Source organism: Anabaena sp. FACHB-1237, assembly GCF_014696225.1.
Taxonomy (GTDB): Bacteria; Cyanobacteriota; Cyanobacteriia; order Cyanobacteriales; family Nostocaceae; genus FACHB-1237.
This window is the reverse complement of sequence record NZ_JACJPV010000063.1, coordinates 1-15,856: the sequence shown is the minus strand read 5'-3', so window position 1 is coordinate 15,856 and position 15,856 is coordinate 1. Positions and strand designations below refer to the sequence as shown.

Here is a 15,856-nt window from a genome sequence, read left to right as displayed (position 1 = left end):
AATCTATCATTGACTCTCAAGGTCGTGTAATTAATACATGGGCTGACATTATTAACCGCGCTAACTTAGGTATGGAAGTAATGCACGAGCGTAATGCTCACAACTTCCCCTTAGACTTAGCTGCTGGTGAAGTTGCTCCTGTAGCCTTGACTGCTCCTGCTATCAACGGTTAAGATTTAGATAACTTAGATAGATGAAAAAAACGCTCTCCTGATGGAGGGCGTTTTTTGTTTTGGCAAAATACAGCAGTTTCCGTGATGATGAGGTACAAATGTTAATGATCAAACCCTTGTAACACAGGCATCTTGCCTGTTCATAGTGTAACTCATGTAGATGGAATGTGCTGTATCAATAATCACCAAACTCTTGTAGGGACAATTCATGAATTGTCCCTACCATAATTTTCACTCCTATGTCTATTTTGTACGACTACTTAATGTTGAACTAGTTCAACTCTAAACTAATAATCATTATCAGCTACACAAATACCCTTACACTTAATGCCATTAGTAGCAGTGCGTTGACAATGAGGACATAGTACTTTCTCGGTTCCTGTACTTTCTGGATGTATATTTACATTAGTGTTTTCTGGTAGATTGCCTTGTTCTGTGTGGACTTGTATATTCATAACGGATAATGGTTAATTAGCTGTTTGACATACTCACCGACCTCAAGGTGCGGTGATTATTGACGCTTCACCGACGGACGCTACCTAAGTAGTTTTACTCTGTCTCTGCGCCCGTTTAAAGTCGTGGCAATGCCCTATCCCGACTTTATTTATATTTTTGCAGCATTTTCATCTCGATCCTGTTGAGTTCCACAATTCAAACACTTAACCGACCGAATTTTTAAATCAAGTTTACCCCATTTGTATCCACATTTGGAGCAAATTTGACTTGTTGCTTCCCATCTACTAATAACACGGAAATCCCTACTTACACAAGTGTCACACTAAAAAATCTGTTGAGTGGGTGCGTCAGATATGAACAATTTGGTTATTTATATGATTTATACTGTCTGAAGTGGTTGGTGAGCTTGTCGAACCACACCCTACCAATATGCCAGTTGCGTAAGTCCTGTTAACAAGATTGCCGAGTTTCGTTATTGCTTTAGGTGTGAGTTTAACTTCTTGCTGTTCATCCAAAGATATTTTTATTTTAATCCCCTATAAGGTTTGATTTTGTGATTGAAGTGGTATATTGAGGGTAATTTATAGTCATAAACATTACTTCCATAACATACTAATCTGATAACCGTATTTTCTTACATTTTAATTAGGATTGCTATATATCAATTTGTATCTAATTCAACTGCATACCGCTATATCGTAAACCTCCAGTATGAATTAATAACAATCTTTCTGAATGAAAAAAACCTTGATTAATTAAATCTATGACACCATACATCATTTTACCAGTATAAACATAATCTAAAGGTACATGATATCTCTCATAAAAATCATCACAAAAATTAATTAACTCCTGTGTTACTTTGCCATATCCACCAAAATGATAATTACAAACCAATTGCCAGTTTCCTAATAATTCAGATGATTGATAATTACTCAATATATGACTAATATCTGTATTTAAAAATTCTCCCCCTTTTAATACAGGAAAACCAATAATTCTCTGAGATGATGTTAATGATAATGCCATTCCCGCTAAAGTTGTACCTGTGCCACAAGCTAAACAAATACTTGAGAATTTACTAATATTTGACACTAATGATAATATCTCTGTACAACCTTTTAAACCATTTAAGTTACTTCCACCTTCAGGAATAATAAATATTTCTCCTAGTTGTGATAATTGTTCTTGTAATTGGTTTTGAAATTCAATATTATTTCTTTGTTTGTAGGTTTTTCTATCTACATAAATTAATTTCATACCTTGGGAAATTGCAAATTGTAAGGTAGAATTTAAAGGTAGATGTTCTTCACCACGAATGATACCAATAGTCTGTAAATTATTTAATTTACCTGCGACTGCGGTGGCAAATATATGATTAGAATAAGCACCTCCAAAGGTTAAAATAGTTGTTATTTTTGTTGCTTTAGCTTCCAAAAGATTATATTTAAGTTTAAACCATTTATTACCATTAATTTGGGGGTGCATCAGATCAAGACGCAAGATATATAATTCCACATCGGCTTTTATTGCTATGGGATGATTAATTTTTTGCAGGGGAGGATCAAGAAAAATTGACAACATCATGATTAAAAATAGAATTGTTAAAGTTACATATTGTTAGTATATTTATAGTATTAGGACTTACGCAAGTTTCACACTACAAAATCTGTTGAGTGGGTGCGTCAGATATCAACAATTTGGTTATTTACATGATTTATACTGTCTGACGTGGTTAGTGAGCTTGTGGAACCACACCCTACCAATATGCCAGTTGCGTAAGTCCTGAGTATATCATATTAGTTTAAATTATCTTTAATCTTTGTAATAATCTATGAATTACCAAATTGTCAACCAATTAAATGAAACCCAAATTTCCCAACTTGTGGAATTATATAAACATGAATCTTGGAGTAAAAATCGCACTTATGCAGGTGTGGTCAAAATGCTGGCAGGTTCAGATATGATCATCGCTTTTATCAATGAAGAACAAGAATTAATTGCTTTTTGTCGTCTGTTAAGTGATGGTGTTTACCGGGCTGTTATCTATGACGTAATTATTCATTCTCACTATCGGAAGATGGGACTAGGAACTACATTATTAGATGCAGTTTTAAACCATCCAGAATTAAAAGAAGTGGAAGTTATAGCCCTTTATTGTTTACCAGAAATGGTGCAATTTTATCAAAGTTGGGGTTTTCATAATGATTTAAAGTTACAATTAATGTACATTTATAATTAAATGAAAAGATTACCTAGATCCCCGACTTCTTTGAGAAGTCGGGGATCTAAATCATCTAAACTATAAACCTTTGTAATTTTTTGGATTTTCTAATTTAATCATGTCTAATCAACGCATAATTGAAAGTATATATACTGATGGTGCTTGTACTGGTAATCCTGGTCCTGGTGGTTGGGGTGTAGTAGTATATTTTAATGATGGTTCAGTATTAGAAATGGGTGATTCAGCGCGTCATACCACAAATAATAAGATGGAAATGCAAGCAGCGATCGCTGCCCTAGAATATCTCAAAACATCAAAACAAACTCAACCCATCATTTTATACACAGACAGCGAATATTTGGTGAATTGCATCACAAAATGGTTACCAGGTTGGAAAAAGAAAGGTTGGAAAAAGTCCAATGGTGAACCAGTACAAAACCAAGACCTATTGGAAAGTTTAGATCAACTTAATAGTCGTTTAGTTAAATGGCAGCACATTCGTGGACATTCTGGTAACATTGGTAATGAACGTTGTGATGCGATCGCCCGTTCCTTTGCTACAGGGGAAACTCCTACTTTACAAAAGTTATCATTGTCCAACCTAATTGCTACAAATTGTGACGAAAATGAAATAAAAGTCACAAAAGTATTATCTTTGCCACTAAACTCTACAATAGTTCACAAAAATACACAGTTGAATAGTACGTCTGTATCAGAAATAACAACTATGGAAGAACCAACAGCGCAAGCTGTTATCACAACCGACGAACAACCGCCTCAGAACCGGGTTTCCCAACTCCGCAACTTAGTTGAAACCTTGCGTATTGCGGATGAAATTGCTGAGAAAGGCTACTTAATTACTAGTTCCGAACTAGCAGACTTAATGGATATTCACGCCAGTGCTGTTACCAGTCGTGGTGATCAATGGCGGTGGCGAAATTGGATCGTTTCACGAGTTAGAAGAGAAGGAAATCAAATTTTGTGGGAATTAGAACGTAGTGACAAATTAGAAACTGAGCTAGTTCTAAGTTGACAATTTTATAGACAAAGCTATATATTTGTTGACGAAAATCAATATATTTTAGTTGAAAAAATCAAATACTTGATATATAGTCCTACGATATCAAGCCTGTCTGCCGACAGGTAGGTATTGAATTAACACTGTCAAGTAAAGCGAAAACCAAGCAATGACAGCCTGTCTGCCGACAGGCAGGTGATAGTCTTTTCAAAAATCTTAGTAAAAGAAAGACGCGTTGGGCACTCATAGTGTAAGTCTATAGAGGGATAGCTGCTCCCATGCGCCCCGTTGAAGTAGAAAGTAAAGTTTAGTTTTGTCTAGGTTTTATATAGCACTATTTCAACTTGGTTCACTATGAACTATAGAAATATACAATAGACTTGTCCGATAACTAATGTAGAGACGTTCTATAGAACTTCTCTACAAGGGTTGTAAAAAACACATAAAAACACATATTTAATTATTACGAGATATCTAATTATCAATTATCTACAGAGGTTTTTGTTTAGGAATACCCACACCGCGAGGAAAATGAATAGGTGTGTTTTTTATTTTTCTTAAATACAAACAATGACGCATACTTTCAGATATAGGAGTTGTAAATTGTTCAATTAATTCAATATTTCCTCCTAATAATTCCACAGCATTTTCTAAACTTGCATTTTCTTCTTCACTCCAACTACCACGATAAATAATAGCTAAACCGCGTTTTTTCACCAAAGGTAAAGCATATTCCACACAAATAGAAACATTACCGACAGCCCGAATTACCGCCAAATCATACTTTTCCCTATGTTCATATTCCTGGCCAATTTCTTCTACTCTTCCTACCAAAGTTTTAGCATTATTAATACTCATATTATTAATGACATCATCAATAAAATTTATTTTCTTACGGGTAGAGTCTAATAAAGTTACCTGAGAATTAGGAAAAATCATGGCTATAGGTAGACCTGGAAAACCTGCACCAGTACCAATATCAATCACAGAAACACCATTATTTAATAATGACATAAATTGACCTTCTGGGGCAACTCCGCGTAAAGAGTCCCAAAGATGTTTTTCCCAAAATTCCTCCGGTTCTGTAATTCTCGTTAAATTAAATTGGCGATTTCCTGTGATGATTAATTCATACAATTTTTGTAGTTTTTCCTGTTGTAATGTATTGGGTTGCCAATGTAAGGTTTTTTCCCAAATATCTAACATTTTTGGTAAATTTTTAATGATTTCTGTCATAATTTCTCAATTTATCTTATTTGTAAATTCCTAACTTTTTAAATTGCCAATTTTTTTGACCTATTTTAACTTGTTTTAACTTATTTTAGCTTATTTTAGCTTATAATATTGGATTATTAAGTAATTACAAGATTATAGTAGACTGTACAGATTGAGGAAAAGTCAAAAATCAAAAGTTTGGCTTCCACACCAACCTGGAAATGATAGCGCACTGTGGCGTAAGGTATAAGCTGTTGTGCCTTTAACTTGAATAATTAATACAAGCAAGATGCTTGTGCTACTGTAACTTCAGGTTTTTTAATTATACAGTGAGTGCTGCACATTAGCTTATTTCCAGGCTAATAGCTTGCATTTTACTAAAGTAAAGGATTTAGACAATTCTTAGTCATCTCAAGATGACTTTTGCTATGAGACACAGGAATTCATTCCCAGTCGGACTAAATTAAACTACTGACTCCTGACTACTGACTCCTAGATTTTCTAAAATACCATGATTCAATGTCCATGCACTATCAGCAATGGGTAACATATCTCCTGCATCATGAGTTACTACTAATAAAGTCCAATGTTTTTTGAGTTTGGCTAATAAATTTACCAATTGCTTACGCATTGACCAATCTAAACCTGCGGTGGGTTCATCTAATAGTAAAATATTTGGTTGACGAATTAATTGTACAGCTAAAGCTAATCTTCTTTGTTGTCCACCACTTAAAGCATGGGGAGGTGTTTTTAAAGATAAATGATCTAAACCTACTTCTGTTAATGCGTTTTTGACTCTTTCCGTGGTTAATTCGGGATGTCCTAATCGCAATTCTTCTAAAATTGTACCACCACAAAAATGTCTTTCAGGAAATTGAAATACTAAACCCGCTAATTGCTGTAATTCTTCCGCTATTAATGGTTGTTCTCTCCAAAAAACTCCTCCTGACGTTGGATCAGCTAATCCTGATAAAATTTCTAATAATGTACTTTTTCCTGAACCACTAGGACCAATTATTAAACCTAGTGTTTGCGGTGCTAATTCTAAATTTAAAGATTTGAGAATTGCTGTAGGACAAGCTGTGGGATAATATGTTAAATTTCTCAGATATAGCATTTGTCAAAATTACTCAAAAAGTTACTCAAAACAGTTACTCAAAAAAAATACAAAATTACCAAAAGTATGTAACAATCAACTAATGGGATTTTTCATATCCTAGATTTATTTGAAAACTTACCAATTTTGTTTATTATCATTATTTTCATCCTGTTTCCTCCCCATAATTATGAAATTAACATCTTTTTGGACATCTTTTTCTGTTTTAAAAGTAATATTAACTACGGTAATATTACTGAATATATCGGTAAAACCTTCATTTGCAGGAGATCCATTTAGAACTCAACAACCAAAGAAAATAGGCGATCGCACAGAAGCAGCATTTAAAGCGCTATTCTGGCAAGGAAACTATACCATAGCTACAGAAGAACTGCAAAAAGCCACATCCAGCGAACCTAACGAACCCTTGATTTATGCCATTAAAGCCTCCTTAGCCTATAATAATCAAGATTTGGTCAGTTTAAATACCAACAGTCGCAAAACCCTGGAAACAGCGCAAAATCTCATAGCTAGTGATCCTTTACGTGGTAATTTATACACAGCCGTTGGTCATTTTTTACAAGGTGCAGTGATACTAATTAGAGAGGGAACAGTTAATGGTGCTTCACAAGCATTAAGAAACTTAGGAAAAGTATATACCTATCTTAACAAAGCAGAACAAATTTCTAGTAATGATCCAGAATTGAATTTAATTCGTGGGTATATGAATTTAATGTTAGCAGTAAATTTACCATTTACTAGCCCTGATGATGCAATCTCCGAACTACAAAAAAATGCTGCACCAAGATATTTAGTCAACCGAGGAGTAGCCCTAGCTTACCGAGATTTAAAACAATACTCGCCAGCCTTAGATTATGTGAATAAAGCCCTCAAAGATACACCAGATAACCCAGAAATATATTATCTAAAAGCGCAAATTCTCCATGAACAAGGTAAACAACAAAAAAGTCAGAATTTAATCAAAGAGGCGATCGCTAACTTTGATAAAGCCTTAAATAAAAAATCCCAACTACCACCTAACCTAGTCCAACAAATTCAATCAGAAAGAAAAAATGCCTTTCTGATAATTGATAATTGATGATTGATAGTTATAGTTCAAAAACAAAAATATGTACATACAATTTCGTGAAGTAAACCCCTTTGATGTTTGGATCTGGATCAAATTTAGTAACGTACCCTCTCAAGGAGAAAAACAATATGTAGAAGAAGTATTTAATTCCTGGTTTTATTTAGGGAAATTAGGCGCGTTTAACGCCGAAAATTTGCAGGTGCAAGATACAGGTTTAGAGATTAGTTACATGAACTATGATGAACAAGGATATGATAAAAGTTTAGTGGCATTAATGCACAATATGGGAGAATTTGAGTATCAAGGAGAATGGTTTCGTTGTTGGTTTGATCTAGGAACAAGTGATGCGATCGCCCTCGATATACTCATTAACGCCCTCACGCAAATTAGTCAAGAATATGTCAACATAGAACAATTATATATAGGTGGAGAAAATGAAGATTGGCCAATAGAAGATGATGAAACTCGCGCCTATTCCATCTATGATAACTAACAATAAACTAACAATAAACTACCAAAAAAATGCACAAATCAGATCAAATTAGAGTCATCGTACTGGCCTTAATTCGACATTCTCAAAACCCCGAAAAAATCTTTGTTTCCGAAGGATATGATCCCACAAAACAATCAAAATTTTATCGCGCATTAGGAGGAGGAGTAGAATTTGGAGAACCGAGTGAAATAGCGTTAACCAGAGAATTTCAGGAAGAAATACAAGCAGAATTAACCAACATTCGTTATTTAACTTGTATTGAAAACATTTTCACCTACAACGGGAAACCAGGCCATGAAATTATTCAACTCTATCAATGTGACTTCGCAGATCCTAAATTTTATGAACTGGAAAGTTTAACATTTTCAGAAACACCAGAACGTCAACATCTCGCCCTTTGGGTAGAAATTAGTAAGTTTAAATCAGGAGAATTAAGATTAGTACCCGAAATCTTTTTTGATTACCTATAACAGTAGTGCAAGCATCTTGCTTGCATATTTTATAGTCAAAAAATCAATAAAAAATAGATCCTCAAGTTTTTAACAACCCTTGAATTGAGGATCTATAAACCTGAATTTTATGTCATCTTCAAATTATTTAATCTTCATTTTCATTTTCCACTCCATCCAACCAAGTGATTAAATCATCTAAACTTTGAAAGTCTAACAACGCTTCACTCAAATCTTCCTAATTATGCAATGATAAACTAGAAATAATAGCCCAAGTTCGCTTAGAAATCTTACCAAATTGCTTAGTTAATTGTCCCATAACTAAGTCATCAATAATACCCATATTGGTAATTGATGAATATCCTCCCACTCATCTAAATATACCCGATGTGAATAAATATCGCTTTGTTCAATATTGCGAGATGGATAAATTACAGCAGTTTCCGTTACTATGGGGTACAGATGTTAATGATAAAACCCTTGTAACACAGGCATCTTGCCTGTTTATAGTGTACCTCATATAGATGGAATGTGGTGTATTAAAGAATCAAATTGAATGTAGTTTGTAGAAAAAATTTTTAACATCTTTTCTGGAGAATCATGAACTTCTTTAAAATCTTTTTTACCTTGATTTAGGCGAGTTTTAGTCTTAGAAACTGGTATATAAGCAATACTAACAAAACGATATTGATAACCCTCAAGAAAATTATGTTGATGCCAAAAAATCCTACCAATTTCCTGACAATAAGAAATAAAACATTTTGCCCCGTTTAACTGACTAATAACTGTTTTTAAATTACCTTTACTTTTCTTCATTTCAATACAAATAATAATTTTTTCTGTGGGAGTATCAGCAATAATAATAAAATCTGCTCGTTTACACTCACCTTTTCCACCCTGAAAAACTGTTTTTGGTGCTGCAAATTTCTCAGCCTTAATAACTACAACTTGATCAGGTTTAGGCATTCCATCAATAATCACAGAATAATTATCTTGAGGTTCGATGAGTTCCACCAAATAATTAAAATGTGTACCATTTTTCTCCTCTGATAAGGATACAGTAATATTTTCCTTAATCATTTCCTTAAGAATAGCAATATCAGACATTAATCTGCACCCCAAATAATTGCTTCTTGAATACGATTCATCGTTTCAATAGTTTTATCAAAACTGCGGGCTTCAATACCCAACTCTGGATCAATATTAGCCAAAGTTAAAGTTTGACACTTCATTCTTTTAGTTTTACCATCTATTGTAGTTAATGCTTCTTCTGCAATATAAACCTTGATTTTGTCAGCAGAAATTAACTCCACAGACTGATAACCTTCTTGTTTAGCAATTCGTTGAAGATGAGGTTTATCATGGTTCAACATAATCAAAGTATTGAGTTCTTTAATAATATAATCACTATGGGTAGTGATAAAAACTTTAATACCCAAATTAACTAACCTAGCAAAAAGCCTAGCTACACGACGCTGATTTTCAGGATGTAAATTTAATTCAGGTTCATCTACCATTAATAAATCACCAATTTGAGCTTCATGTTGCAAATAAAAACCAATATCTAGCAAAGAACGTACAGCACTAGAACTTTCATCCATAGAAAGTTTAATCCGTTTACCCTTGGGTTGATAATAAAGTTCATCATGACGAGTTACAGTATATTCACCACCAATAATATCAGCAAAATCTGCTAATATATCGGGATAATTTTCCGCAATAAAACTACTTTTTTTGACAATACTTTCAATTTGTCTAATAAAATCTACATTAGTTTTAATAGGTAAAGCATAATCTCCATAATCTTTCAGTAAAAGTTCTGTCCGATCAATATTTGGTCCAGCCTGACTTATTTCTTCAAACAAACGATTGCGATCAAAATTCAAATCTTTTCTAAAAATTGCTGCACCAGTTCTTTCACTACTAGCAATAAAAGGACGAGGAAAAATTGGCTCAAAGATAATATCTTTCATAGCATCACCAATAATACGTTTAAGAATCTCCGTTGGTATTTTGACCTTCTCTTTTTCAATTAGTAGAGTAACAATTAGTTCACTACTTGCTTCATTTTTAGTAATAGAAAAAAGTGATACTTCACCAGAACCAATTTGTAGATCGAATTTCTTAAATAAACCGATATTTTGCCTGTTTATATTGATTTTAAATTCTGATTCTTTAAATCGTTCCACCGATGCAGCAAAAATTTTTGGTAATTCCTGGGTATATACTTCACAACCTTGATTAATAATTTGCTCAACCTGATGCACATATTCTTGTATATCCAAAGTAATTACCCCATCAGTAAGTAATTGTTCAATTTTGGTGTCATTAATATTAATTGAAAAAATCTTCCGCCAACTATATAAAAACCCAAATAAGGCGTAAGTAGCGTAAGTTTTACCAGTATTATTATGACCACAAATAATGGTAAAATCACCAAGTGTAAATTCGGCTTGTTTTAAAGCCCCAAGATTTTTAACTTTAATTTTCATTAGCTTCTTATATAATTGATCTAGGTTGTAAAAATGAAATTGTTTACATTTTATTCCCTGATATCCAGATGTTTTTAGCTCCCATTTTTATCATAAGCTAATGTGCAGCACTCACTGTATAATTAAAAAACCTGAAGTTACAGTAGCACAAGCATCTTGCTTGTATTAATTATTCAAGTTAAAGGCACAACAGCTTATCAATTTTTAGATTACAGTCTTTTTAGACCACTATATTTAGATCCCCTACCTCTTGCACAAGTCAGGGATCTAAACATCATATAGCAGTTTCCGTTATTCTGAAGTACAGATGTTAATCATAAAACCCTTTGCAGGCATCTTGCTGTGCTAATCTTATACCTCATGTAGATGCAATGTGTTGTATTATTCCTGTATTATTCCTATTGTTCCAGAATATAGGCAAACATTAAAGGCGCTACAATACTAGCGTCAGATTCCACAATAAAACGGGGCGTATTTTTATCCAATTTACCCCAAGTAATCTTCTCATTAGGTACAGCACCAGAATAAGAACCATAACTAGTAGTAGAATCAGAAATTTGACAAAAATAAGACCAAAAAGGGGTATCTTCTCTTTCCAAATCTTGATATAACATCGGCACAACACAAATGGGAAAATCTCCGGCAATTCCTCCACCAATTTGGAAAAATCCCACTCCCTTACCAGTAGAATTTTCTGTGTACCAATTAGCCAACCACATCATATATTCAATTCCTGACTTCATTGTTGTTGGTTTAATTTCTTGCTTAATACAGTATGAAGCAAAAATATTTCCCATCGTTGAATCTTCCCATCCTGGACACACAATTGGTAAACCTTTCTCCGCAGCCGCCAACATCCAACTATTTTTAGGATCTATTTCATAATATTCTTCCAAATCACCAGCTAACAACATTTGATACATAAATTCATGGGGAAAATATCTTTCTCCACTATCATTCGCTTTTTTCCATCTTTGAAAAATATGTTTTTGTATTCTTCTAAATGCTTCCTCTTCAGGAATACAAGTATCCGTCACTCGATTAAAACCATTCTCTAACAATTGCCATTCATCCTCTGGACTTAAATCTCGATAATTCGGCACACGCTTATAATGATTATGCGCTACCAAATTCATAATATCTTCTTCTAAATTTGCCCCCGTACAAGAAATAATATCCACTTTATCCTGTCTAATCATTTCTGCTAAGGATATACCCAATTCTGCTGTACTCATCGCCCCTGCAAGGGTAATCATCATTTTTCCATTATCCGCTAAATGTGCTTTATAGGCTTTAGCTGCATCCACTAACGCTGCTGCATTAAAGTGCAAAAAGTTCTTTTCGATGAAGTTGGAAATAGTTGTCATTAAATATCACCTTTGTTTTTCACAGATTTAGGACTTACGCAAATGTCACACCAAAAATCTGATGTAGGATGTGGTTCGACAAACTCACAAACCACGTCAGACAGCATAAATCATGTAAAGAAACAGATTCTTAATATCTGACGCATCCTATTAATGTGCTAGTTGCCTAAGTTCTGAGATTATTTCTTGCAATCCGTGTTAAATGATAGCTTAATTACTACTTGATGACTATATCTATCGTAAATTAGGCGTTGCTGAACCCAGGTATGAAATTGAGAAATTCAAAATTTGAAACTTTTTTGAAACTTTGCCTCTAACGCAAGTGCTTGCCTTCGCTGATGCGCGAAATACGCGAAATAAAATAAACATCATACCCCAATTCAGCAACGCCTCTATCCTAAGTTATTGGTGAACATTAGACATCTTGTGGTCATTAAATATGCATAACCACCAAACCCTTGTAGAGACAATTCATGAATTGTCCCGACAATAATTTTCACTCCTATGTCTATTGCAAAAGTCAGATACCCCTGGCTATAAAAGTTGGGTAATTGTGGTTATTTACTGACTAATTCTTGTAATTTTTTCAATACTGATTTGGCATGATCTTTTGTTTTCACATTTGGCCAAGTATGAGCTATAATCTTATTAGGTGAAATCAAAAATGTGGATCTTGCTACTCCCATAAATTCTTTACCCATGAACTTTTTTAAACGCCATGCACCATAGGATTCTATTAATTGATGTTCAGGATCACTTAATAGCGTAATTGTGAGGTTATGTTTACTAATAAATTTACAATGAGATGCTGTAGAATCTGGACTAACGCCGATTATTTTAGCATCTAATTTACTAAATTCTGGTGATAATTCACTAAAGTCTTTAGCTTCTGTGGTGCAACCAGGAGTGTTATCTTTAGGGTAGAAATAGACAACTATCCAACTATTAATATCAGCTAAGTTAATTAATTGATTATTTTCATCTGGAGTAGAAAAATCTGGTGCAGGTTCTCCAATTTGAGGAATATTAGTCATAATTTGGTAGATGGTTTATCAATTATCAATTATCAATTATCAATTATCAATTATCAATTATCAATTATCAATTATCAATTATCAATTATCAATTATCAATTTTTATTTTCTCTTCTTCTAGGAACATCATAAATCATAAAATCATGAGCCATAATTGTGTTAGGAAAAATTGCTTTAGCTTCTTGTAATAAGTCTTTTAAATCAATATCGTTTCCTGGAGCATAGCGCGGGCTAAAATGAGTCATAATTAATTTACGAACTGATGCGGCATACGCCGTTTGTGCTGCCATTGTACTGGTAGAGTGTAATCTTTGAAATGCCATTTCTGCATCTTTATGGGCAAAGGTAGCTTCATGAATTAGCACATCTGCATTTTCAGCTAGTTGTACTGCACCATCACAGTAAACTGTATCTGTACAATAGGCTATTTTGCGACCTATTTCTGTAGGTCCACATAATGTACTACCGTCTATAATTCTCCCGTCTTCCAAAGTTACAGTTTCACCACGTTTAAGCTGTCCGTAAATTGGTCCAGAGGGAATATTTAAGGCTTTAGCCGCTTCCACATCAAAGCGTCCGGTTTTGTCTTTTTCCGCTATACGATAACCAAAAGCGGGTATGCGGTGATGTAATAGACCACAGGTAACTGTAAATTCATCATCTTGATAAATGATACCTGGTTTGACGACATGGACTTTAATCGGATAGGAAAAATGGGTATGGGAATAACGGGAAGCTGCTTGTAGATATTCATTAAGTCCTGATGGTCCGTAAATATCCACTTTTTCCACATTACCAGCTAAACCACAACTGGCCAGTAGTCCCATTAAACCAAATATATGATCTCCGTGCAGATGGGTAATAAATATGCGACTAAGTTGACTAATTCTCAATTCACTACGTAAGATTTGGTGTTGTGTACCTTCGCCACAGTCAAATAACCACACTTCTGATCTTTGTGGTAATCTGAGGGCAACGCTGGAGACGTTACGCGCTCTTGTTGGTACGCCTGAACTAGTTCCTAAAAATGTAATCTGCACGGAATTTTCTGGTTGTGTGATTGACAAATAATGCCTGATTGTATTTTGCCACAGATAAGCTGTTGTGCCTTTAACTTGAATAATTAATACAAGCAAGATGCTTGTGCTACTGTAACTTCAGGTTTTTTAATTATACAGTGAGTGCTGCACATTAGCTTATGAAAAGTTAGGTGACAAGAAAGTTGTGTGTTTTTTACAAATTTTTTTACAAATTATACAGTAATTTTAGTAGACCCACTGTTACAGGAAATTAAGGCGTTGGTGAATTGGAGTATGATACAGCAGTTTCCGTTATTATGAGGTACGGATGTTAATGATAAAACCCTTGTCACACCGGCATCTTTCCTGTTCATAGTGTACCTCATGTAGATGGAATGTGCTGTATTTATTTCGCGCATCGGCAAAGCACTTTCAGTGGGTTAGATGCAAAGTTTCAAATGTTTCAAATGTTTCAAATGTTTCAAATTTTGAATTTCTCAATTTCATACCTGAGTTCAGCAACGCCGAAATTAAAATATATTGGGTGGTGATTAGGTTAAGCGACAGCGAAACCCAACAGTGACAGTTTTAAGATTTGGAATTCTTAGCGTATTTACGTTTAGCCCAAACACCAATACCAAAAAGCATGGTACTACTTAATACTGGTAAGGCATCAGTTTCCCAAGGAACAGCCACAATCTTGACATTACTTACAGCGAGAGTTGATGTACCTGATGAATCAGCAACGTCCACAACGCCAATACCGATGTTATAAATTCCTGGTGAAGTAAAAGTGTAGCTATAAGTACCACTATTACCCGTTAAGAGTTGAATATTATTGGCAATAGTCACAAAAGCGCGATCTGGATATTGATTATCTTGAATAAATTGCCATTCAAAGCTAAACATATCTCCAGTATTGATATTAAAGGTATTTGTAATGGCTGAACCATACTGATTATCTGAAATAGTATTTTGGAAATCTACCGCATTAATACCCAGAAAATTCTCCAAACTATCACCACCACCACCCGTTAAAACCGTATTCGACGAACCTGAATTAATAACCGTTTTGTTAGAATTAACATCTCCAATGGAGTTAAAGGTATTTAAATCAACAAAGGTGGCAGAGTAAGCAGGAGCAGAGATTGCTATGGAAGTGAGACCAGAGGACAGGGCTATACCGAGGGTGAGTAGAGGGTTTTTGAATGTAGTTAACATAGAGTTCCTGATAGAAAATGTTAAAAAACAAAGTTGGTAAAGTTGTTTAACTGGGTGGTAGTGATGTTATCAAGCTGAAGGAAGTTCTTAAATATGGAACTACCTGAAATCCCATCTCGATCAATTTGCAAAAAGGTACTATTAGCATTACTACCTGTTCCCGCTACAAATCTGATGTATTGATCTGCAATAGGATTAGTGCCAGTATAACTTATACTGCTGAGTAATTGGGTAAGGACAATTTTGTCTTCTCCCACAGTAAAATCCGTAATCCGTTGTCCCGCGTCTCGGAGATTGGTAAAGACGAAGAAATCATTACCTGCATCTCCGGTAATGGTTTTTGCCCCAGCACCGCCTGTAATATAGTCAGCAGCAGTAGTTCCTACAATGGAGGTACGGCCATTGTTAATTAAGGGATTACCATTAATTTCGTTAAGATCATTAACGCCAATGGTTAATTGTTTCTCAAAGAATAACCCACCCTGGTCTGTGGTTCTAACTCTAATGCT

General features: G+C 34.4%; 18 protein-coding genes and 1 pseudogene. 6 read left to right on the top strand and 13 right to left on the bottom strand.

From position 1 onward, the window contains the following. Positions 1–173 (top strand): annotated as a pseudogene (locus tag H6F32_RS19110) (photosystem II q(b) protein); the annotation flags it as partial. 287 nt (positions 174–460) lie between these two features. Here the strand turns inward: H6F32_RS19110 and H6F32_RS19105 are convergent. The 3 genes from H6F32_RS19105 to H6F32_RS19095 all read right to left on the bottom strand — a co-directional run bounded on the left by H6F32_RS19105 (position 461) and on the right by H6F32_RS19095 (position 2,213). Next, the gene (locus tag H6F32_RS19105) at positions 461–628 is read right to left on the bottom strand and encodes a hypothetical protein (RefSeq protein ID WP_190370862.1); all 168 of its coding nucleotides are present in this window, start codon (positions 626–628) and stop codon (positions 461–463) included. A gap of 149 nt (positions 629–777) precedes the next feature. Beyond that, a complete protein-coding gene (locus H6F32_RS20735) occupies positions 778–891 on the bottom strand; it encodes a zinc ribbon domain-containing protein (protein WP_313926669.1) in 114 nt (37 codons plus the stop codon). 410 nt (positions 892–1,301) lie between these two features. Then, positions 1,302–2,213, bottom strand: a complete 912-nt coding sequence (locus tag H6F32_RS19095) for a 1-aminocyclopropane-1-carboxylate deaminase/D-cysteine desulfhydrase (RefSeq protein WP_190370864.1) — start codon at positions 2,211–2,213, stop codon at positions 1,302–1,304. A gap of 250 nt (positions 2,214–2,463) precedes the next feature. Between H6F32_RS19095 and H6F32_RS19090 the strand changes: the two genes are divergently transcribed. Together H6F32_RS19090 and rnhA are read left to right on the top strand one after the other, a co-directional pair. Continuing rightward, complete coding sequence (locus H6F32_RS19090) at positions 2,464–2,871, top strand: GNAT family N-acetyltransferase (protein ID WP_190370861.1); 408 nt, start codon at positions 2,464–2,466, stop codon at positions 2,869–2,871. 100 nt (positions 2,872–2,971) lie between these two features. Further along, complete coding sequence (rnhA, locus tag H6F32_RS19085; protein ID WP_190370860.1) at positions 2,972–3,886, top strand: ribonuclease HI; 915 nt, start codon at positions 2,972–2,974, stop codon at positions 3,884–3,886. Between the two features lie 474 nt (positions 3,887–4,360). Here the strand turns inward: rnhA and rsmG are convergent, their stop codons facing one another. Together rsmG and H6F32_RS19075 are read right to left on the bottom strand one after the other, a co-directional pair. Beyond that, positions 4,361–5,098 carry a 16S rRNA (guanine(527)-N(7))-methyltransferase RsmG gene (gene rsmG, locus H6F32_RS19080; RefSeq protein ID WP_395939636.1) on the bottom strand — a complete coding sequence of 246 codons (738 nt, stop codon included), beginning with the start codon at positions 5,096–5,098 and terminating at the stop codon, positions 4,361–4,363. Between the two features lie 451 nt (positions 5,099–5,549). Beyond that, positions 5,550–6,203 (bottom strand): ABC transporter ATP-binding protein, encoded by a 654-nt coding sequence (locus tag H6F32_RS19075; protein ID WP_190370858.1) that lies wholly within the window; start codon positions 6,201–6,203, stop codon positions 5,550–5,552. A gap of 169 nt (positions 6,204–6,372) precedes the next feature. Here H6F32_RS19075 and H6F32_RS19070 point away from each other — a divergent pair, with 169 nt between their 5' ends. The 3 genes from H6F32_RS19070 to H6F32_RS19060 are packed head-to-tail and all read left to right on the top strand — an operon-like array spanning position 6,373 to position 8,235. Beyond that, positions 6,373–7,281, top strand: coding sequence for a Sll0314/Alr1548 family TPR repeat-containing protein (locus tag H6F32_RS19070; RefSeq protein ID WP_190370857.1), 909 nt, complete (start codon positions 6,373–6,375; stop codon positions 7,279–7,281). Positions 7,282–7,312: 31 nt separating this feature from the next. After that, positions 7,313–7,765 carry a DUF3531 family protein gene (locus tag H6F32_RS19065; RefSeq protein WP_190370856.1) on the top strand — a complete coding sequence of 151 codons (453 nt, stop codon included), beginning with the start codon at positions 7,313–7,315 and terminating at the stop codon, positions 7,763–7,765. A 29-nt stretch (positions 7,766–7,794) separates the two neighbouring features. After that, positions 7,795–8,235 carry an NUDIX hydrolase gene (locus H6F32_RS19060; RefSeq protein WP_190370855.1) on the top strand — a complete coding sequence of 147 codons (441 nt, stop codon included), beginning with the start codon at positions 7,795–7,797 and terminating at the stop codon, positions 8,233–8,235. A gap of 127 nt (positions 8,236–8,362) precedes the next feature. Here the strand turns inward: H6F32_RS19060 and H6F32_RS20730 are convergent, their stop codons facing one another. The 8 genes from H6F32_RS20730 to H6F32_RS19020 all read right to left on the bottom strand — a co-directional run. Further along, on the bottom strand, positions 8,363–8,434 hold the full coding sequence (locus H6F32_RS20730; protein ID WP_242031195.1) for a hypothetical protein: 72 nt from the start codon (positions 8,432–8,434) through the stop codon (positions 8,363–8,365). A 296-nt stretch (positions 8,435–8,730) separates the two neighbouring features. After that, complete coding sequence (locus H6F32_RS19050; RefSeq protein ID WP_190370854.1) at positions 8,731–9,321, bottom strand: hypothetical protein; 591 nt, start codon at positions 9,319–9,321, stop codon at positions 8,731–8,733. Beyond that, positions 9,321–10,706, bottom strand: a complete 1,386-nt coding sequence (locus H6F32_RS19045) for an AAA family ATPase (RefSeq protein WP_190370853.1) — start codon at positions 10,704–10,706, stop codon at positions 9,321–9,323. The genes H6F32_RS19050 and H6F32_RS19045 overlap by 1 nt, the downstream gene beginning before the upstream one ends. A 398-nt stretch (positions 10,707–11,104) precedes the next feature. Then, on the bottom strand, positions 11,105–12,073 hold the full coding sequence (locus H6F32_RS19040; RefSeq protein ID WP_190370852.1) for a deoxyhypusine synthase family protein: 969 nt from the start codon (positions 12,071–12,073) through the stop codon (positions 11,105–11,107). 557 nt (positions 12,074–12,630) lie between these two features. Then, on the bottom strand, positions 12,631–13,107 hold the full coding sequence (gene bcp, locus H6F32_RS19035) for a thioredoxin-dependent thiol peroxidase (RefSeq protein WP_190370851.1): 477 nt from the start codon (positions 13,105–13,107) through the stop codon (positions 12,631–12,633). A gap of 95 nt (positions 13,108–13,202) precedes the next feature. Then, positions 13,203–14,147 carry a ribonuclease Z gene (locus tag H6F32_RS19030; RefSeq protein ID WP_190370850.1) on the bottom strand — a complete coding sequence of 315 codons (945 nt, stop codon included), beginning with the start codon at positions 14,145–14,147 and terminating at the stop codon, positions 13,203–13,205. 567 nt (positions 14,148–14,714) lie between these two features. Then, positions 14,715–15,347, bottom strand: a complete 633-nt coding sequence (locus tag H6F32_RS19025) for a PEP-CTERM sorting domain-containing protein (protein ID WP_190370849.1) — start codon at positions 15,345–15,347, stop codon at positions 14,715–14,717. 20 nt (positions 15,348–15,367) lie between these two features. Then, a partial coding sequence (locus H6F32_RS19020) for a type I secretion C-terminal target domain-containing protein (protein WP_242031194.1) occupies positions 15,368–15,856 on the bottom strand: 489 nt, incomplete at its 5' end.

Bases quoted from the DNA above. Each gene is read 5' to 3' on its own strand.
- H6F32_RS19105 (WP_190370862.1), bottom strand. From the start codon at position 628: ATGAATATACAAGTCCACACAGAACAAGGCAATCTACCAGAAAACACT.
- H6F32_RS19095 (WP_190370864.1), bottom strand. From the start codon at position 2,213: ATGTTGTCAATTTTTCTTGATCCTCCCCTGCAAAAAATTAATCATCCC.
- H6F32_RS19090 (WP_190370861.1), top strand. From the start codon at position 2,464: ATGAATTACCAAATTGTCAACCAATTAAATGAAACCCAAATTTCCCAA.
- rnhA (WP_190370860.1), top strand. From the start codon at position 2,972: ATGTCTAATCAACGCATAATTGAAAGTATATATACTGATGGTGCTTGT.
- H6F32_RS19075 (WP_190370858.1), bottom strand. From the start codon at position 6,203: ATGCTATATCTGAGAAATTTAACATATTATCCCACAGCTTGTCCTACA.
- H6F32_RS19070 (WP_190370857.1), top strand. From the start codon at position 6,373: ATGAAATTAACATCTTTTTGGACATCTTTTTCTGTTTTAAAAGTAATA.
- H6F32_RS19065 (WP_190370856.1), top strand. From the start codon at position 7,313: ATGTACATACAATTTCGTGAAGTAAACCCCTTTGATGTTTGGATCTGG.
- H6F32_RS19060 (WP_190370855.1), top strand. From the start codon at position 7,795: ATGCACAAATCAGATCAAATTAGAGTCATCGTACTGGCCTTAATTCGA.
- H6F32_RS19050 (WP_190370854.1), bottom strand. From the start codon at position 9,321: ATGTCTGATATTGCTATTCTTAAGGAAATGATTAAGGAAAATATTACT.
- H6F32_RS19045 (WP_190370853.1), bottom strand. From the start codon at position 10,706: ATGAAAATTAAAGTTAAAAATCTTGGGGCTTTAAAACAAGCCGAATTT.
- H6F32_RS19040 (WP_190370852.1), bottom strand. From the start codon at position 12,073: ATGACAACTATTTCCAACTTCATCGAAAAGAACTTTTTGCACTTTAAT.
- bcp (WP_190370851.1), bottom strand. From the start codon at position 13,107: ATGACTAATATTCCTCAAATTGGAGAACCTGCACCAGATTTTTCTACT.
- H6F32_RS19025 (WP_190370849.1), bottom strand. From the start codon at position 15,347: ATGTTAACTACATTCAAAAACCCTCTACTCACCCTCGGTATAGCCCTG.